This window comes from Pokkaliibacter sp. MBI-7 (genome assembly GCF_029846635.1).
Lineage (GTDB): Bacteria > Pseudomonadota > Gammaproteobacteria > Pseudomonadales > Balneatricaceae > Pokkaliibacter.
On record NZ_JARVTG010000001.1, the window covers coordinates 2,786,218 to 2,804,709 of the forward strand.

Annotated in this window: 19 protein-coding genes; 9 read left to right on the plus strand and 10 right to left on the minus strand. The window is 59.7% G+C overall.

Features of this window, described 5'->3' with window-relative positions; all coding sequences use genetic code 11:
• Nucleotides 1–52: 52 nt before the first annotated feature.
• Nucleotides 53–724, minus strand: coding sequence for a ribose-5-phosphate isomerase RpiA (rpiA, locus tag QCD60_RS12455; RefSeq protein WP_279785699.1), 672 nt, complete (start codon nt 722–724; stop codon nt 53–55).
• 265 nt (nt 725–989) lie between these two features.
• On the opposite strand from rpiA, the gene ilvA reads away from it, so the two are divergent.
• The gene (gene ilvA, locus QCD60_RS12460; protein ID WP_104152752.1) at nt 990–2,504 is read left to right on the plus strand and encodes a threonine ammonia-lyase, biosynthetic; all 1,515 of its coding nucleotides are present in this window, start codon (nt 990–992) and stop codon (nt 2,502–2,504) included.
• Between the two features lie 87 nt (nt 2,505–2,591).
• On the opposite strand, the gene QCD60_RS12465 is transcribed toward ilvA, so the two are convergent.
• From QCD60_RS12465 to QCD60_RS12475, 3 genes are all read right to left on the minus strand, one after another.
• Complete coding sequence (locus QCD60_RS12465; protein ID WP_279785702.1) at nt 2,592–3,134, minus strand: cupin; 543 nt, start codon at nt 3,132–3,134, stop codon at nt 2,592–2,594.
• A gap of 126 nt (nt 3,135–3,260) precedes the next feature.
• Nucleotides 3,261–3,989, minus strand: a complete 729-nt coding sequence (gene mtnC, locus QCD60_RS12470) for an acireductone synthase (RefSeq protein ID WP_279785704.1) — start codon at nt 3,987–3,989, stop codon at nt 3,261–3,263.
• Nucleotides 3,986–4,600, minus strand: coding sequence for a methylthioribulose 1-phosphate dehydratase (locus tag QCD60_RS12475; protein ID WP_279785706.1), 615 nt, complete (start codon nt 4,598–4,600; stop codon nt 3,986–3,988). The genes mtnC and QCD60_RS12475 overlap by 4 nt, the downstream gene beginning before the upstream one ends.
• Nucleotides 4,601–4,908: 308 nt before the next feature.
• On the opposite strand from QCD60_RS12475, the gene QCD60_RS12480 reads away from it, so the two are divergent.
• The 3 genes from QCD60_RS12480 to QCD60_RS12490 all read left to right on the plus strand — a co-directional run bounded on the left by QCD60_RS12480 (nt 4,909) and on the right by QCD60_RS12490 (nt 8,152).
• Entirely contained in the window at nt 4,909–5,670 is a 762-nt protein-coding gene (locus QCD60_RS12480) for a transporter substrate-binding domain-containing protein (protein ID WP_279785708.1), read from the plus strand.
• Nucleotides 5,671–7,332 (plus strand): GGDEF domain-containing protein, encoded by a 1,662-nt coding sequence (locus tag QCD60_RS12485; protein ID WP_279785710.1) that lies wholly within the window; start codon nt 5,671–5,673, stop codon nt 7,330–7,332. It begins immediately after the preceding gene.
• Between the two features lie 76 nt (nt 7,333–7,408).
• Entirely contained in the window at nt 7,409–8,152 is a 744-nt protein-coding gene (locus tag QCD60_RS12490) for an SDR family oxidoreductase (protein WP_104152747.1), read from the plus strand.
• Between the two features lie 189 nt (nt 8,153–8,341).
• Here the strand turns inward: QCD60_RS12490 and aspA are convergent, their stop codons facing one another.
• Nucleotides 8,342–9,787, minus strand: coding sequence for an aspartate ammonia-lyase (gene aspA / locus QCD60_RS12495; RefSeq protein WP_279785713.1), 1,446 nt, complete (start codon nt 9,785–9,787; stop codon nt 8,342–8,344).
• A gap of 182 nt (nt 9,788–9,969) precedes the next feature.
• Between aspA and QCD60_RS12500 the strand changes: the two genes are divergently transcribed.
• Nucleotides 9,970–10,899, plus strand: a complete 930-nt coding sequence (locus QCD60_RS12500) for a LysR substrate-binding domain-containing protein (RefSeq protein ID WP_279785715.1) — start codon at nt 9,970–9,972, stop codon at nt 10,897–10,899.
• Nucleotides 10,900–11,003: 104 nt separating this feature from the next.
• On the opposite strand, the gene QCD60_RS12505 is transcribed toward QCD60_RS12500, so the two are convergent.
• From QCD60_RS12505 to QCD60_RS12515, 3 genes are all read right to left on the minus strand, one after another.
• Nucleotides 11,004–11,750, minus strand: a complete 747-nt coding sequence (locus tag QCD60_RS12505; RefSeq protein WP_279785717.1) for an amino acid ABC transporter ATP-binding protein — start codon at nt 11,748–11,750, stop codon at nt 11,004–11,006.
• Nucleotides 11,747–12,427 (minus strand): ABC transporter permease subunit, encoded by a 681-nt coding sequence (locus QCD60_RS12510; RefSeq protein ID WP_279785719.1) that lies wholly within the window; start codon nt 12,425–12,427, stop codon nt 11,747–11,749. The genes QCD60_RS12505 and QCD60_RS12510 overlap by 4 nt, the downstream gene beginning before the upstream one ends.
• Before the next feature lie 127 nt (nt 12,428–12,554).
• Complete coding sequence (locus QCD60_RS12515; RefSeq protein WP_279785721.1) at nt 12,555–13,322, minus strand: amino acid ABC transporter substrate-binding protein; 768 nt, start codon at nt 13,320–13,322, stop codon at nt 12,555–12,557.
• A 237-nt stretch (nt 13,323–13,559) separates the two neighbouring features.
• Here QCD60_RS12515 and QCD60_RS12520 point away from each other — a divergent pair, with 237 nt between their 5' ends.
• Nucleotides 13,560–14,063, plus strand: a complete 504-nt coding sequence (locus tag QCD60_RS12520; protein WP_279785723.1) for a hypothetical protein — start codon at nt 13,560–13,562, stop codon at nt 14,061–14,063.
• Between the two features lie 37 nt (nt 14,064–14,100).
• Here QCD60_RS12520 and QCD60_RS12525 read toward each other — a convergent pair whose 3' ends face one another.
• Both QCD60_RS12525 and zapE read right to left on the minus strand, forming a co-directional pair.
• Nucleotides 14,101–14,709: a hypothetical protein gene (locus QCD60_RS12525; protein WP_279785725.1), complete on the minus strand. Its 609-nt coding sequence runs from the start codon at nt 14,707–14,709 to the stop codon at nt 14,101–14,103.
• Between the two features lie 11 nt (nt 14,710–14,720).
• Entirely contained in the window at nt 14,721–15,875 is a 1,155-nt protein-coding gene (zapE, locus tag QCD60_RS12530; protein WP_279785727.1) for a cell division protein ZapE, read from the minus strand.
• A 155-nt stretch (nt 15,876–16,030) separates the two neighbouring features.
• Here zapE and QCD60_RS12535 point away from each other — a divergent pair, with 155 nt between their 5' ends.
• Genes QCD60_RS12535 through QCD60_RS12545 form a run of 3 tightly spaced genes read left to right on the plus strand, consistent with a single transcriptional unit; the run spans nt 16,031 to nt 18,483 of the window.
• A complete protein-coding gene (locus QCD60_RS12535; protein ID WP_279785729.1) occupies nt 16,031–16,474 on the plus strand; it encodes an NfeD family protein in 444 nt (147 codons plus the stop codon).
• Nucleotides 16,462–17,481, plus strand: coding sequence for an NADP-dependent oxidoreductase (locus tag QCD60_RS12540; RefSeq protein WP_279785730.1), 1,020 nt, complete (start codon nt 16,462–16,464; stop codon nt 17,479–17,481). The genes QCD60_RS12535 and QCD60_RS12540 overlap by 13 nt, the downstream gene beginning before the upstream one ends.
• A gap of 39 nt (nt 17,482–17,520) precedes the next feature.
• Nucleotides 17,521–18,483, plus strand: coding sequence for a paraslipin (locus QCD60_RS12545; RefSeq protein WP_279785731.1), 963 nt, complete (start codon nt 17,521–17,523; stop codon nt 18,481–18,483).
• Nucleotides 18,484–18,492 lie beyond the last annotated feature (9 nt).

Genomic DNA, 18,492 nt, shown 5'->3' on the forward strand with positions numbered 1-18,492 from the left:
GGAAGAGTGCGGGCTGCCACTGGCAGCCCGTTCACGGCGCTGGGAGCGGTGCTTAGCCGCCGATCACCTGCACGCCCTGAGGAGTACCCATCAGAATGACGTTGGCACCACGGTGGGCAAACAGGCCGTTGGTGACCACGCCGGTGAGCATGTTGATCTGCTGCTCCAGCGCTTTTGGATCAACAATTTTGAGGTTGAAGACGTCCAGAATGACGTTGCCGTTGTCGGTGACCACGCCTTCGCGATACTCGGGATCCCCTCCCAGCTTGACCAGCTCACGGGCCACGTAGGAGCGTGCCATGGGGATCACTTCCACCGGCAGCGGGAAGTTGCCGAGCACTTCGACCTGCTTGGTCTGATCAACGATGCAGATAAATTCCTTGCTGACCGCCGCCACAATTTTCTCGCGGGTCAGGGCCGCGCCACCGCCTTTAATCAGGTTCATGTGCGGGTCGAACTCATCGGCACCGTCGATGTAGAACGGCAGGTTGCTGACGCTGTTGAGGTCATACACGGGAATGCCGTGGGCCTTCAGGCGGTCGGCCGAGGCCTGTGAGCTGGCCACGGCACCGTCGAAACGGGTCTTGTGGGCCGCCAGGGCATCAATGAACAGATTGGCGGTAGAGCCGGTGCCGATACCGAGAATGGTGTCTTCTTCCAGGTGCGGCAGGATGCGGTCGAGGGCGGCCTGGGCGACAGCCTTTTTCATCTCGTCTTGGGTCATGGGTGCAGTCTTTCTGGCGGTGGGAAAGGCGCTAATTATAGGCAGTTTCTGCCGTGGCGGCGAGGTTGTGGCAGTGCAGCGGGGTGGTTTTGCCGGTTGCCCGGCGACAGTGCGTTGCGTGATTCACCTGGTCCGGTTTCAGGGTATCGTCGCGCGCTGGCATCTGGTTAAATGATGGGCCCTCCGGCCTGGCGCGGTCGCGGGGACGTCAGGCGGCGCGGTTGCTGGCCTGGCGGCTAGACAACCCAAGGAAATGATCCTCATCATGCCACATCAATACATCAAGAAAATCCTGACCTCGCGGGTCTATGAAGCCGCGGTGGAAACGCCCCTCGATGAAGCTCCCAATCTCAGCGGCAAGCTGAAGAACCGTGTGCTGCTCAAGCGTGAAGACCTGCAGCCGGTGTTCTCCTTCAAGATTCGTGGTGCCTACAACAAGCTGGCCAACCTGACTGACGACGAGCGCGCCCGTGGCGTGATCTGCGCTTCGGCCGGGAACCACGCGCAGGGGCTGGCGATGGCTGCCAGCCTGATGGGCGTCAAGGCCACCATCGTCATGCCCAAGCCGACGCCGGATATCAAGGTTAATGCGGTCAAGGCCCGTGGCGGCAAGGCGGTACTGCACGGCGACACCTTCGACGAGGCCCTGGCCTATGCCCTCCGGCAGGTCGAGGAAAAGGGCTATGTGTTTATTCACCCTTATGATGATCCCTACACCATTGCAGGTCAGGGAACCATCGGGATGGAGATTCTGCGCCAGGAATCCGGCCCGATTAACGCGATTTTTATCCCCGTCGGCGGAGGTGGCCTGGCGGCGGGGATTGCGGTCTACATTAAATACCTGCGTCCGGAGATCCGTATTATTGCGGTGGAATCGGAAGAGTCCGCCTGTCTCAAGGCGGCGATGGAGGCAGGTGAGCGGGTAGTCCTGCCGCAGGTGGGTATTTTTGCCGACGGCATTGCCGTGGCACAGATTGGCGAGCACACCTTCGAGCTGTGCCGTCAGTATGTGGACGAGTTCATCACTGTCAGCACCGATGAAATCTGTGCGGCGATCAAGGATATCTTTGATGACACCCGTTCCATCACTGAGCCTGCCGGTGCGACAGCGCTGGCCGGTCTGAAGAAGTATGTGGCGCGCGAAGGGATCGAGGGTGAAACCCTGATTGCCATCGACTCCGGTGCCAACATGAACTTCTCCCGTCTGCGCTATGTGGCTGAACGGACTGATCTGGGTGAGAAGAGCGAGGCACTGCTGGCGGTCAAACTGCCAGAGCGTCCCGGCAGCTTCCGCCAGTTCTGCATGACGCTGGGCAAGCGCAATGTCACCGAGTTCAACTACCGCTATGCCGATGCCAGTACCGCCCATGTTTTTGCCGGTATCAGCATCGGCAAGAACGGTCAGGGCAAGGATGAGCTGCTGCGCGACCTGCAGGACAACGGCTTTGAAGTGGTCGATCTCAGTGATGATGAAATGGCCAAGCTGCATATTCGCTATATGATCGGCGGTCAGGCGCGGGAGATCACCAATGAGGTGCTGTACCGTTTCGAGTTCCCCGAGCGGCCCGGAGCCTTGTTGCGCTTCCTCAACAAGTTCGGTCAGCGCTACAACGTGTCGATGTTCCACTACCGTAATCATGGCGCGGCCGATGGCCGGGTACTGGTGGGGATGCAGGTGGAGCCTGGCGAGCGTGAAGCCCTGCTGAAGTCGATGGATGAGCTGGGCTATCCCTACTGGGAAGTCACCGACAATCTGGCCTATAAGCTGTTCCTGCGTTAAGCCGCAGGTATCAGGTTCTCATCGAACAACAACTATGGCGCCCACGGGCGCCATTTTTTATCGCTGTCTTGCGGACGGATAATGCGCTCAGGCCAGCAGTGGGAACCTGTCAGCGATATCTGAGCCGGTGAAGTGGGCGACCCAGCCTTCAGTATTGTTGAACAGACGGATAGCGGTGAAGGTGGGCGCGCTGCCCATATCGAACCAGTGCGGGGTGTTCTCCGGCACACTGATCAGGTCATCCTTGCAGCACAGCACCTGATAAATCCTGTCGCCGATATGCAGGCAGAACAGCCCCTGACCGGCTACAAAGAAGCGGACTTCATCTTCGCTGTGGCGATGCTCACTAAGAAACTTCTGGCGGAATTCATCTTTCTGCGGGTGGTCGGGTTTCATGCTGACCACATCCACGGTGATATAGCCGTGCTCATCTTTCAGACGCTGAATGTCGCTGGCATAGGTCGCCAGAATGTCATCGTTGCTCATCTCAGTTGTGATGGGGGTGCTGGCATTCCAGCGCTCGAAGCGGACACCGGCTGCCTGCAGCAGTGCGGCGATCACGGCACCGTCCTCGGTGTGCTGCAGCGGCTGGCCGGGCTGGTTGTCAGCGAAGATAGTCAAAGCGCTCATCAGGGTTCCTCAGGTTGGCGGGTGGTTGCGCCTGCGTGGCAGGCACACCGCCGCTTAGTTATTCACAGTCCCCGCACCATACCCGCCGCAGGGGTTATCCACAACCCGTGCTGCCGGAGCGGGCGGTTACTTGCAGGGGACCTGGCTAAAGTCAGTCGCGACCGGATGGCGGCCACTGGCTGGCTGACCATCACGGCGCAGCTCACAGGTCTTCATTCCGGCGGCTTTCGCCGCATCCAGTTCCTCGGCAATGTCCGACAGGAACAGGATGCACGGCGCAGGCAGATCAATCTCCGCCTGAATCCGCTGATAGGCGACACGTTCACGTTTGGCGCCGGTGGTGGTGTCGAAGTAGCCGCTGAACAGCGGGTTCAGGTCGCCGAAGTCACTGAAGCCAAACAGCAGCTTCTGCGCCGGTACCGAACCTGAACTGAACACATACAGCTCGATCCCGGCTTGGTGCCAGCGCTGCAGATAGTCATGGGCATCGGTGTACAGGTGGCCGGTGAAGTCGCCGTTACGATAGCCCACGTCCCAGATCATGCCCTGCAGGGTTTTCAGTGGTGTGACCTTACGGTCGTCCTCGATCCAGCGCAGCAGCACGCCGATCAGCGTCTCGGTATCGGCTTCGACCCAACCAATCTCGCCTGCCACCAGCATCAGCTGATGTTTGACCTGCGGGTCGTCAGCATGCTCGCGGACGAAGGCGGGCAGGTGCTCGGCGGCGTAGGGAAACAGCACATTCTTGACGAAACTGATATCGCTGGTAGTGCCTTCAATATCGGTCAGCACCGCTGCGATGCCGATGTCTTCCAGCTCCAGAGGATCCTGGTGGGGGGTATCAGACTGACTCATCCTCGTCCTCCGAGACGACGCATTTCCATTTCACAGGCAAACAGGAATTCCAGCCCTTCCAGATGGCGGCGGGCTTCATCTATGGTCTGGCCCCAGGCATAGAGACCATGGCCGCGTACCAGCAGCCCCCACTGCAGAGGCCGGGCGCGCCAGCGCTGCTCAATCTGTTCGGCCAGTACCTGCATGTCCTGCGTATTGTCAAAGATTGGCAGGCAGACAGTCGCTTCATGGGTCAGGTTGCCCTGCAGGCTCTTCTGCATCTCGAAGCCTTCCAGCGGCAGATGATCACCGGGCGTCAGCCGTGACAGGACGGTGGAGGCGACTGAATGGGTGTGCAATACCGCGCCGATCTGCGGGCTGAGGCGATACAGTGCGGTGTGCACCAGGGTTTCGGCAGAGGGCTTGCCGGGCGTGATGGCTTCTCCGGCGAGGTTAACCTGCAGGAAATCCTCATCGGTCAGATAGCCCTTGTGGCGGCCGGAAGCCGTCACCAGCGCCCGGTCATCGCCAAGGCGCATGGAAAAGTTGCCACCGGTGGCGGGACACCAACCGCGCTGGTCAATCCAGCGACCGGCGTCGATCAGGGCCTGGCTGGCAAATGACAGAGTCATAGGCGGATCCTTGTTAAGGAATGGAGTGGACTGCCGACAGTATGGAGAGCAGCAATCCAGCGCAAAGTGCCATTCTATGTCAGCGATGGCAGTGAGTGAATGTATATGGCCTGCTGACGATGGCTTCCAGTTATCCCGGGAAAATGTACAAATGCCGCCAACAGGCGGGTTTTACTGCGTAATAGGGTGAGTTTTTGCCGGTATTGCCGCTGCCCTGAAGGTGGCCGATGGCTATACTGAAACAGGTGGATCGCAGGGGCCGGGCATGACCGTGCCACAGTTTGGGAAGAACGGGTGTGGGAAAAGCGATGTTGAACATGCCGCTGATGGCATTGCTGTTGTGCTGTTTAAGTCTGGGCTGGACATCGGCGGCACGTGCGGAGTCACTGCGGATTGCCACCGAGGGCGCCTACCCCCCGTTCAACTATATTGACGAGCAGGGCAATCTGGTCGGCTTCGATGTCGATATCGGCAAGGCACTGTGCAACAGCATGAAGGTCCACTGTGACTTTGTGGCCGTCGAGTGGGGCAAACTGCTGGATGGCCTCGAAGCCGGTTTCTATGACGTGGTGGTGGCCAGCATGGCCGACACACCCGAGCGCCGTAATCAGGCACTGTTTACCGATACCTACTACCGCTCTCACTCTTCCTTTGTGGGTGACCCCAGCCGCTTTGCCGATCTGTCGCCGGTGTCCCTCAGCAAGATGAGGCTGGCTGCCGAGTCGGGGACCATCCAGGCGGCCTATCTGCATTCGGAGTACCCCGACAGCACGGTACTGACGCCCCCCACCCAGCCCGATGTGTTTACGGCACTGGCCAAGGGGGAGGCCGATCTGGTGCTGGCGGATTCCATCAGCATCCTGATGTTTCTCAAAAGTCCGGCGGGGCAGCAGTATGATTTCATCAACTACCCACTGGATACCAGCAAGCTCAACTCCACCGCCCACATTGCTGTCGGTAAACAGCATCCCGAGCTGGTTCAGCGCATCAATCAGGCGATCAACAACATTCGTCTGAACGGTGACTATGACCGTATCAACCGCAAGTATTTTCCTTTCAGCGTGTTCTAGATGCCGAACACCAGAGAACAGGCGGCTGCGCCTCCTCACCCCCAGCCGCCGCTGAGCACCCTGGCGCGGCTGCGGCACTGGCGACCCCGGCTGATGGCGGTTTCGTTGTGGCTGATGGCGCTGGTGGTCCTGTGTCTGGGATCGACGGCCTGGCTTGCCATTCCCCTGCTGGGCGATATTGCCCACAAGTCGGTGCAGACCCGCGATGTGCATATCCCCACCATCGTTGAAACCCAGCGCAATGCCATCAAGCTGGAGGACCTCGGCCGCTACGTCAGTAATGTGTTCTGGTCACGGGATGCGCGCACCGAGCGCGATAACCGGCTGGAAGCCCAGGTACTGGTGCAGGGCATTCAGCTGGATAAGGATGAGGAGCTGAGCCGCGGCACCGCCACCATTCTTGACGGCATCCAGCAGCTGATCCGTATCCGTACGGAGCAGCGTGGTCTGGAAGACAGCATTCGCAGCCATGCCGAAGCGCTGCACGACTACTGGATACAGGTATCACGCCAGCTGGCGGCGCCCTTACCCGTGCTGGATAAAGTCCTGCAGCAGTTACCCTTGCAGGCTATCCACCTGACCGCTCTTGATCCGCATACTCAGGATCTGTTGCAGGAGGTGCGTCAGACAGAAGTGACGCTGGCCAGTCAGAGCCTGGACGAGGTCAGCCGCTCGGCGCTGCGGCGTCAGCTGCAGACTCTGGAAACCTTGCTGAGCCGCGAGATGCTGCTGGACAGTCAGGCCCGTGATGTCTTTGCCGACGTGCTGGATATGCAGCGCGGCCTGTCTAATCACCTCACGACTGATGCGGCATTCAGGGCCAAACAGGTGGCCGAGGACGTACGGGCCGATGCTCTGTTGTTGCAACGCTACAGCCTGCTGCTGTTTGCGGTGCTGCTGGCGGGGACGGTCGTGGCATTCTTTACCCTGCACCGGCTGGTGCTGCGACCGATTCAAATGGCTCTCGGTGGTCTGCGTTCGGTGCAGCATCATCATGCGGCGATCCGCCTGCCGCGGGTGCGTTTCCATGAGCTGGATACCATCTGCCGGGCAGTGGAGGAGTACGGCGACCTGACCAACCGGCTGCGTACGGCCAACACCGAACTGCGCACCCTGTCACAGAGTGATGGCCTGACCGGGCTGGCCAACCGGCGCAGCTTTGATGCGCAGCTGAAGGCCGAGTTCAATCGTGCCCATCGTCACGGGCACGGGCTGGCGCTGGTGATGATCGATGTGGATCACTTCAAACAGCTTAATGATCAGCAGGGCCATCTGACCGGTGATGACTGTCTGCGTGCGCTGGCAGAGGTGTTGCTGCACTATACCCAGCGTACCGGCGAACTGGCGGCACGTTATGGTGGGGAAGAGTTTGCCCTGATCCTGCCGCAGCTGGCGCATCAGGAGGTGATCACGCTGGCAGAAGAGATTCGTGGCGAGATTGAACAGCTGGCCTCGGTACGCAATGAGCAGGGCCAGACGGTGCATTTCACCGTCAGTGCCGGCATTGTCCATTCTCCCCGTGGCCGTGATATTGCCAGTGTCGAACAGCTTATCAGCCGCGCTGACAAGGCCTTATATCAGGCCAAGCGCAATGGCCGCAACCGGGTGGAAATCTACAGCATCGGCATGGGCTCGGACTCCCAGACACTGGGGCAGGTGTAATGCTTGCACTGGTCGCTGCCGCTGCGATAGCGTGGCCCTCACCTTAATGGCAGCAACCTCATTTCAGGAGACTTCCATGCATCCGATCATGCTGATCACCGGTGCCAGTCGCGGTATCGGCGCGGCGACAGCCCGTCTGGCGGCCCGTCACGGCTATGCCGTCTGTATCAACTATCTCAACAATCATGTGGCCGCCGAGACGGTGCGGGCTGACATTGAACGCGAAGGTGGCGATGCCATGGTCGTGCAGGCGGATGTCAGTCAGGAGGCCGATGTGCTGCGTCTGTTTGCGGCTATCGACCGCTGGGGGCAGCTGGCCTGTGTGGTCAACAATGCCGGTATTCTGGAGACCCAGATGCGGCTGGAAGACATGAGTGTCGAGCGTTTGCAGCGGGTGATGGCGGCCAACGTCACCAGTACCTTTCTGTGCTGCCGCGAGGCCGTTAAACGTCTGTCGACCCGGCGCGGTGGTCCCGGCGGCAGTATCGTCAATATCTCCTCCGGCGCGGCCCGTTCCGGCTCGCCTAACGAATACATCGACTATGCCGCTTCCAAGGGGGCAGTGGATTCTCTGACCCTCGGGCTGGCCAAAGAAGTGGCTGCCGAGGGGATTCGCGTCAATGGTGTCCGTCCCGGTTTTATCTATACCGATATTCATACGGCAGGTGGTGAGCCCGGGCGGGTAGACCGGCTGGCGCCGCAGATTCCGCTGCAGCGTGGCGGATATCCCGAGGAAGTAGCAGAAGCAATTCTGTGGCTGGCGTCGGACAAGGCATCCTATACGACAGGCAGCTTTATTGATGTGCTGGGCGGACGCTGAGAGGGGGCTGGCAAAACAGACAGGCAAAAAAATGCCCTGCTCAGACAGGAAGAGCAGGGCGGTTAATAATATGTCCCGCGAACGATTGACGAGACATACTTGCTTATGAAAAAGGTCTCCCTCCACGGTAGCGAGGGAGGAGGTCGGAAACCGGAGAAGTCCCGACCAGAAAGCGTTCAGATTCCGGGCTTAGTGATTGCCCAGTACCCGTGGGTTAACCATGTTCTCCGGACGCAGGATGTCGGCCAGCAGGGCTTCATCCAGCAGTCCTTCCTCGCGTACCAGTTCCAGTACACCGCGGCCGCTGATCAGGGCTTCCTTGGCGATACGGGTCGAATTGTCATAGCCGATGTAGGGGTTCAGCGCGGTGATCAGACCGATGGAGCCATCCACCAGCGCCTTGCAATGCTCGCGGTTGGCGGTGATGCCATCGATGCAGCGCTCACGCAGCATGTCCATGGCGCGCTTCAGCATGCGCATGGATTCCATGATCTTGTAGGCAATCAAGGGTTCCATCACGTTCAGCTGCAGCTGGCCGGCTTCGGCCGCCATGGTGATGGCCAGATCGTTGCCGATAATCTGATAGGCCACCTGATTGACCGCTTCAGGGATAACCGGGTTGACCTTGCCGGGCATAATCGACGAGCCGGGTTGCTGTGGCGGCAGATTGATTTCATTCAGACCGGTCCGCGGTCCGCTGGACAGCAGGCGCAGGTCATTACAGATCTTCGACAGTTTGACTGCCAGACGCTTGGTCATACCGGAAAACAATACGAAGGCACCCATGTCGGAGGTGGCTTCGATCAGGTCATTGGCCAGACGCATGGAGTGGCCACAAACGTTGGACAGGTGTGCGACCGCCAGCGGTGCATAACGCGGATCGGCGTTGATGCCGGTACCGATGGCGGTGCCACCCAGGTTCACTTCTCGCAGCAGGTCGTAGAGGTTGGCGATGCGGTCAATATCTTCACCCAGAGTGATGGAGAACGCACGGAACTCCTGGCCCAGGGTCATGGGTACCGCGTCCTGTAACTGGGTGCGGCCCATCTTGATCACATCAGCAAACTCTTCGCCTTTGCGGGCGAACGATTCTTTTAATAGCGCCAGACTGTCGACCAGCTCGGCGTGACTCAGTTGCAGACCCACGCGGATCGCCGTCGGGTAGGCGTCGTTGGTGGACTGTGACATGTTGACATCATTGTTAGGGTGCAAGTGTTTATATGCACCTTTGGCATGACCCAGGTATTCCAGCGCCACGTTGGCGATGACTTCATTGGCATTCATGTTGGTAGAAGTACCCGCGCCACCCTGGATCATGTCGACCACGAACTGATCGTGGAATTCACCGTTGATGATGCGGTCGCAGGCGTGAGCAATGGCTTCGGCTTTGACCTGTTCCAGCATGCCCAGTTCGGCGTTGGCCGCGGCAGCGGCTTTCTTCACCATCGCCAGACCGAGGATCAGTTTGGGGAAGTGGGCCAGCGGCACGCCCGTCAGTTTGAAGTTCTCCAGAGCGCGCTGGGTTTGCACACCGTAGTAAGCCTCGGCCGGTACCGCGAGGGTGCCGAGCAGGTCTTTTTCGATACGGTGGGGAAGCGCCTGAATGTCGTCCTGAACTGAAGGGCTGGGGATCATGATGTTTCGCAATCTCTCGGGTGATGTGCAGTGTGGTGGCTGCGATGGCGGCTATTGTCGGGGTTGGCGTTGAGGTTGACCAATGCTAATGTGCACTGCCGTATGCAATATCGGCATACGCTAATGTAGAGTGTTTTTTCGACAGATGGATGAGGGCCATAAGGACCGCATCAGGGGGCAGGATGGATCTGGAATCGAAATGGCTGGAAGACTTTCTGGCGCTGGCGGCAACCCGTAGCTTCTCACAGGCAGCGGAGCGGCGTTTTGTCACCCAGCCTGCGTTCAGTCGCAGGATTCGTGCACTGGAGCAGGCGGTAGGGGTGACGCTGGTAGATCGCTCCTCCACACCTATTGATCTGACGCCAGAAGGCCAGTTGTTTCTGGTCACCGCGCGTTCGGTGATGGGTCAGCTGCGCGACAGTATCCGTCGTCTGCGTGGCCTGCAGCCCGGGGAAGGACAGGTGCTGGAAGTGGCCGCCGCGCATTCGCTGGCGTTTACCTTCTTTCCCGACTGGATCAGTACCCTTAGTGATGTGATGCAGGAGCTGTCAGTGCGGCTGGTGGCGATGAACGTGGAAGACGCCATTCATGCCCTGCGCGAAGGGGAATGCGACGTGATGCTGGTGTACTACGACTCCTATGCCACCCTGCAACTGGATGCCACCACCTTTCCGTCCCTGCGTCTGGCTGACACCCTGATGCTGCCGGTATGCGCGCCGAATGCGGACGGCAGCCCCAAATACGTGCTGGACCAGCCCGGTGAAGGCTCCATCCCGCTGCTGGCTTACACCCATGGCGCCTTTCTTGGTCGTACTGTGCGTCTGCTGATGAAGAATCACCCGCTGAATCTGCGCCTGCGCACGGTATATGAAACCGCTATGGCAGAAGGGCTTAAAGGCATGGCACTGCAGGGGCTGGGCGTCGCCTGGATGCCCAAGCTCTGTATCGAGCGTGAGCTGGAAGAGGGCAGTCTGGTGCCCTGTGGCGGAGAGCAGTGGCAGGCACCACTGGAGATTCGCCTGTATCGCTGTAACCTGCTAGACAAGCCCAGCGTGGCGCAGCTCTGGCGCCGGCTGGAGGATCGCAGCCGGGCGGAAATGACCGGCGGGTAGCCGGTGCCACCCTGTCAGCGCCGCTGCTCAGCAGCATGGCGTCGGGTCTGCGCGGTGAGCGGTGAAGCGTCACCGCTGCCAGAGCGTGTTGATGTTCTCAGGGGTTACTCCCCGGCCAGAGTCGATACATAGTCACGGGTACGCGGATGTCTGGGCTGGGTAAACACCTGCCGTGCCTCGCCGGATTCGACGATGCTGCCGTGTTCCAGAAACACCACCTGATGGGCGGTGCTGGCGGCCAGCTTCAGGTCATGGGTGGCCATCAGCATGGTGGTGCCTTCCTTTGCCAGCTGCTTCAGCACCTCTACCACTTCCACCGCCAGTTCCGGGTCCAGTGCTGAGGTCGGCTCATCACAGAGCAGTACCCTGGGTGACGGCGCCAGCGCCCGGGCAATGGCCACACGTTGCTGCTGCCCGCCGGACAGGGTTGCTGGCCAGAAGTCGGCCTTGTGTGCCATGCCGACCTTGGTCAGTAGCTCCATCGCCCGTGCCTGAGCACGCGGCTTGTCCCATTTCAGTACGGTAATCAGCCCTTCCATGACGTTGTCGATGACGGTCAGATGCGGGAACAGCTGGAAGTTCTGAAACACCATGCCGGTCAGACGACGCAGCCGTTGTGCTGCCTGACGCTGGTGTTTGGGGTCGGTACCGAAAGTGAGGCTTTCCTCGCCAATTTGCAGCGAGCCTGACTGTGGCCATTCGAGCAGGTTAACACACCTCAGCAGGGTACTCTTGCCGCTACCGGAGGGGCCAATCAGTGCCGTTACACTGCCTTCGGCGAGGGTCAGGTCCACGCCTTTGAGGACATGACTGTCACCAAAGTACTTGTCGATCTGTTGCAGACGGATCATGACTGACCTCCCAGATGAGTGGCATGGCGACCATAATGCTGCTCCAGACGGGTCTGACCCCACGACAGCACGGTACTGAACAGCAGATAGAGCAATGCTGCTTCGGTGTACATGACCAGCGGTTCATAGGTGGTCGAGGCAATGCGTTGTGCTGCCTGAAACAGCTCAGGCACCGTCAGTACCGCTGCCAGCGAGGTGTCTTTGACCAGCGCAATAAAGGTGTTGGACAGCGGCGGCACGGCAATCCGGGTGGCCTGCGGCAGAATGATACGGCGCATCGCCTGAGTCCAGTTCATACCAATGGAATAGGCGGCTTCCCACTGCCCTCTGGACACCGACTCGATCACGGCGCGGACGATTTCCGATGAATAGGCACCGACGTTGAGGGTGAAGCCGATCAGTGCCGCCGGGAAGGGGTCAAACACAATGCCGACCTTGGGCAACCCGTAGAAAATCAGAAACAGCTGCACCAGCAACGGTGTGCCACGGAACAGCCAGACATAGAAACGTGCCAGCAGTACCAGTGGCAGCGCGCCATACAGGCGCGACAGCGCCGTGATAAAGCCAAGACTCAGCCCCAGCACGAACGACAGCAGCGTCAGGGGAATGGTGAATACCAGCCCGGCATACAGCAGGGATGGGAAGGAATCGATCATTAACTGTAACCAGTCAGGCATGGCTCGTTTTCCCTTTATGCAAACAGCGTAAAAATGAAAAAGTCCCTCATCAGAGCAATGAGGGACTCAGGGCGGAGCGACGTTCAGCGGTGCTTATCATCTGCAGCCGCCGCATACCGTGAAAGGCTTACTGGGAAACGTCCGCGCCGAAATACTTCTGGGAGATGGCCTGATAGGTACCATCCGCCTTCATATCTGCCAGCGCCTTGTTGATCGCGGCCAGCAGCTCGGGGTTGTCCTTGCGGATCAGCACACCGGCGTGATCGGCATCAGCTTCGGCCGCCACGACTTTCAGCCTGGCCTTGGGCTGGTGTTTCTTGAAGTCGAGGAAGGACAGGCTGTCGTTGATGGTGGCATCGGCACGACCGGACAGGACCAGTTCTACGGCATCATTGAAGCCCTGCACGCTGACCACTTCTGCACCGTATTTCTCGGCCAGCTTGCCAAAGTTACTGGTCAGGGTGTTGGCAGAGCGTTTGCCTTTCAGATCGGCGAAGCTCTTCATGCTGTCATCGTCTTCACGTGCCACCAGCACCGCTTTGGAAGCGATATAGGGCTCGGAAAAATCGTATTTAGCCTTACGGGCCTCGGTGATGGACACCTCATTGATTACCGCGTCGTAGCGCTTGACGTCGATACCGGCGATCAGACCATCCCACTTGCCTTCGACAAACTCGGCCTTGACGCCCAGACGCTGGGCAATGGCCGCGCCAATTTCCACATCGAAGCCGGTCAGGGTGCCATCGGTATCGTGATAGGAGAAAGGCGCGTAGGTGCCTTCAGTGCCGATCTTGAACACGCCGGAAGACTTGATCTGATCCAGTGCATCAGCAGCATGGGCAGCGCCCGCCAGTGCCAGCGCACCCAACAGCAGCAGAGAACGAATCGGTTTCATAAACAGAAGCTCCATAAATCCTGCAAGTAAACATGCTTGCGACAACTATAGGCGACAAACCCGCACCTGTCGGTGAGACCGGCCTGTCTGTACAGGGTGGGCTACTCTAGCAGCATCTGCACCGGATTTTAAAAGAATAAGAGTTCAGTAACTTATCGTTATTGAGCATAAGTGAATGGGAGGCGGATACGTTCGCTCTCCCTTAAGCTATTCAACGGCAAATAGGATGTTGTAAGGATGAAATCCTGTTTCTCTGTCTTTATAGCGCTGTTGCCAGCAGTAGGATGCGCCGCTGAGCCTGCCTCGCTGGATCAGCAGCTGGGCTGGCTGCATGGCCAGTGTCTGGCGATTAAAAATGCCGGGCTGGTAGCAGGCAGCAAGGTTCAGCTGGTGCTGCTGGATGAACCGCAGACCACGATCAGTGGCACAGTGGAGTCGAAAGTGACTGATAGCAGTCAGTGCTTTGCCCTGATGGATGACCGCAGGAAGGTTAATCAGGCGGCGGGTTACCAGTTTTACAGGGTTGCCACGACCGAGCCAGTGGAGCTGGCCATTGGCAGGGTGAGCGATGAACAGATCAGGCTCACTGAGCCTGATCTGCGCAATGCCCACTTCAGCTATTGCAGTACAGGGGAAGGCGTGCAGTTCAGTGTATGGCCCGTTCAGGCATATCAGGATAAGCCACTGTGGCGGGGGTATTACTACACCGGTTACGACACTGAGGCAGACTGCCCCGAGTAATGGCGGATCAGGAGCAGCAGCCAGACTGCTGCTGGCATCAGCGCACCCCGCTAGTGACCGTGGACGAGGTGGCCATCGCCTGCACCCTGGCATCGGCGGCGGGCAGGGTTGTCAGAATAAACTGCAGGGCCTTGTTGTTGCCCGCGGCGAACCAGCGGTATTCCATGGTTCGTACGGTGCCGAGGTTGCCCTGCCGGGCGGTGTCGCGCACCTTCAGCGCCTGCAGGCCATTGGGAGTCTTGACCATCAGCGAGTTGAACAGGGCTTCGGTGGTGGCGGTATTGGCACGTTCGGCGAACACGGCACAGATGCCATCGCGGCGAATGGACAGGACGAAATTGCCGGCAGCGGAGGGGACGGACCAGGCTTCGCCTTTCTGGTTTTCGAGGAAGAAGGCGGCCTCATCTTTGCTCAGCGCGGGCAGCTTCTGCTTTAACAGCTGATTACGCAGGGTCTGTGCGTCACCGACATAACGCATACAGGTGTTGAGATAAAGGGTGGCGAAGAATTCCGCCGCCGGATCAATCCCTGCCGCCTGACTGCCGGGGCTGAACAGCAGGGTGGCCAGCACTGCGCCTCCGAGCTTGCGCCAGTGGGCGCGCAGTCTGAGCATCAGGGGTGACAGAGGGCGGCGGGCTGAGTGCATAAGATTCTCCGTTAGGCCTGTAGCACATTCTTGCCGAAACGCTGGCGCTGCATTTCATTCAGGCGACTCAGGGTACGCTGGAACGGGAACGACAGATAGCCCCGCGGGTACAACTCGTTCATGGCCACCTCCGCTTCGATATACAGTGGAATACCACGGTCATAGCACTCATCCACCAGGGCGATAAAGCGCCGCGCGCCATCATCCTGTTTGGACAGATTAGGCAGCACCCGGTCGCCGGTTTTGACCTGTTCCACGGCATCCTCGGTGCCTCGGGCAATGTACTGCACCTCCTCCGGCGCGCTCAGGCAGGGTACATCGCTGAGCAGAATCTGGCTGAACTCATCGCACAGGCGAATATAGTCATTGGCCGACAGCGGTTTGCCGCACAGCTCGCGGTAACTGCACCACACTACGTTGCTGCTGCGTTGTATCACCGTCACGCTGCGACCCAGCTGCAGCGCCTGCTGATCGCAGGGGGCGTCACCGCGCAGCTGCTCAAATACGGCCGCCAGTGCACTGCCGCCGGCATCTTCAGTGTGCTGCCAGTAGCGCTGCACCCGCGGGCCGGGATGCAGACGGTGGTCTTCCCCGCCATCGACATCCAGAATATCCATGTGTTCACGGATCGCCTTGATGGCCGGATCGAAGCGGTCGTGATGGGTGCCGTGAGCATAGAGGCGTTCGGGGGGCAGGTTGGAGGTCGTCACTACCACCACTTTGTGGTCGAACAGCATGCGCATCAGCCTGCCCAGAATCATCGCATCGCCGATATCGGCGACGAAAAACTCATCCAGACAGAGCACACGGATTTCATCACTCAGGCGTTTGGCCAGTACCTGCAGTGGTTCAGGTGTGCCAGTCAGCTCGAACAGGCATTTGTGCACCCAGCGCATAAAATGATGAAAGTGCTGACGCCGTGCAGGCAGTGACAGGCTTTTGTAGAAACAGTCCATCAGCCAGGTTTTACCGCGACCTACCGGACCCCACAGATAGACACCACGGGGTGGCTGGCGCAGTTTGGTGCCGGGCCAGGCCTGCCAGTGGTGCAGGCCCTGATGGCAGGCTTCCAGTGCGCGGGCAGCGCGCTCCTGTGCGGAATCCTGTTTGAAGTCGTTATTGGCAAGCGCCCACTCGTAGGCGGCCCAGGGGGACAGTACTGACATAAAGCATGGAGCCTTGCAGGGGGCGGGCCTACAATGATCCTCAGCCTGCCCGCCGCCCGCAAGCGGACTTTGGTCAACAGCCTGTTGATGGCGGTGAGTACAACAGCTGTGAGCAGAGCGTTCGTGACGGAGCGCCCAACAAGGAGAGACAGACAATGTGGTCAATGGAACCCTGGCAGATCTGGGTCATCGTCGGTTTGTTGCTGGCCGTAGGGGAAGTCCTCGGCGCGGCCTTTGTGGCACTGGCACTGGGGTTGGCCTGCCTGCCCGGCGCATTGCTGGCGAGCATGGGTGTTGAATTCAAGTTGCAACTGCTGGGCGTGGCCATTGCCGCAGTCATTCTGATCCCGCTGGCCATCGGCGCCTATCGCCGTCGCCAGCAGTCAGGTGGCAACAGTGCGGTGGCGATGGTGGGTGAGCAGCATTACAAGGTGCGTACCCGGGTGGTGGAACACAACGGCCGGATCGGTGTGCGCATTGACGGCACCTTTTACCCGCTGGCGGCGCAGGCAGATGAACAACCCTGGCAGGTGGGCAGCGAAGTGGACGTGCTGGGGTTTGAAGGGATTACGGCCAGGGCCCGCCCATGCCTGTCGTGATGCCCGCAGGCGCCGTACAGCAGCTGCGGCTGGCACAGCGGCCTGCTGCTGAGCTGCAGCCCGGCGACTTTTACCTGCACAGCGTGCCTGCCCCCACCGCCAGCCAGTTGCAGCCCGGCCAGCTGTTGCTGCGCCCCTGCTATATCAGTGTTGACCCCTATATGCGTACCCGCATGCAGGCCAGTGGCTATGACTATATTGAGCACTGGCAGGCGGGCAGCGTGCTGTCCGGCTGGACGCTGGCACAGGTGGAAGCCAGTGCCGATCCGCAGTGGCAGGCAGGCGACTGGGCCATTGGTCATCTGCCGATGCAGCAGCGGCTGATTGCCGCAGCCGCGACCCTGTGGCAGCAGCGTACCGAAACACCGCCGCTGGACTGTATGCACCCGCTGGGGATGACCGGCTTTACTGCCTGGCTGGGCATGCAGCTGGGGCAGCCCGGCCCGGACGATACGGTACTGGTCTGCGCCGCTGCCGGCGCCGTGGGCTCGCTGGCGGCCCAGCTGGCAAGACAGGCCGGAGCGCGGGTGATTGTCGCTGCTGGCCGTGAAGACAAGCGCCAGTGGTTGCGACAGGCGGGCTTTACCGAGGTGCTCGACCATCACCACCGGGATTTTCTCACCACCCTGGCACAACATGCGCCACAGGGCATCAGCCTGAATTTCGAGCTGATCGGGGGGCAGGTGTTTCATGGTGTTAATGAACTGATGCGCGAAGGCGGCAGAGTGGTGCTGTGCGGGCTGATCAGCCAGTACCAGCGTGCCCAGCCGCGGCAGGCGCCGGCCAATCTGGCGCAGCTGCAGCGGCGACGGGTACAGGTGCTGCCCTATGTCGCCCCCCACTATGAGCAGCGACTGCCGGCATTCCGGCAGGCCATGCCCGCCCTGCTGGACACACTGCACTGGCAGCTGGATGTGCTTGAGGGCAGTCTCGATACCGTACCTGCGGCACTGATCGGCCTGCTGCGGGGGGACAATCTGGGTAAACGACTGGTCCGGCTGGTGTAAGCCGGGCTCATATACAACAACAGCAGAAGGAGATAACTCATGGATGTGCAACTGACAGGTGGTCTGCTGATCACCCTGGTCATCGCTGTACTGGCGATGGTGATACTGATCAAGGGGCTGCGTATCGTGCAGCAGTCGGAGGCGGTGGTTATTGAACGCCTCGGCAGCTATCACAAGACCCTTGAACCCGGCGTCAACTGGATTGTGCCTTTTGTCGACCTGCCGCGGGCGATCAAGGTGAAACGCTACATGGGCGAACATGCGGCGGCCATCATGGTCGAGACCAGCCGTATTGATCGCCGTGAAACCGTGCTGGACTTCCCCGGCCAGTCGGTGATCACCACCGACAACGTCAGTGTGATGATCAACGGCGTGCTGTATTACCAGATCATCGACCCGCAGCGGGCGGTCTATCAGGTGGAAAACCTGATCCAGTCTATTGAGGTGCTGGCCAAGACTACCCTGCGTTCAGAGATCGGCAAGATGGAACTGGACAAGCTGTTTGAGTCGCGTCAGGAAATTAACGCGAGTCTGGAAACCGTACTTGATGAGGCGGCCAACAAATGGGGCGTCAAAGTGACGCGGGTGGAGATTCAGGACATCCAGATCCCCGATGAAATTCAGGATGCCATGCGCAAGCAGATGACGGCCGAACGTGAGCGGCGCGCCGTGGTACGGCGGGCCGAAGGTGAGCGTCAGGCCGCGATCGAAACCGCCGAAGGTGAGCGTCAGGCCGCCATTCTGCGCGCGCAGGGGGAGCGGGAAGCCTCGATTCTGACGGCCGAGGGCCAGCAGCAGGCGATCAATCTGCTGACCGAGGCGCTGGGCAGTGATGTCGACAAGAGCAAGGTGATTGGCTATCTGATCGCCAAGGACTACCTCAACACCCTGCCGCAGATTGCCAAAGACGGCGAACGGGTGTTCCTGCCCTATGAAGCCAGCGCTACCCTCGGCAGCCTCGGCATGATCAGTGAGCTGTTCAGGAAAGATAGCCAGGCCTGAGTGGCTTAA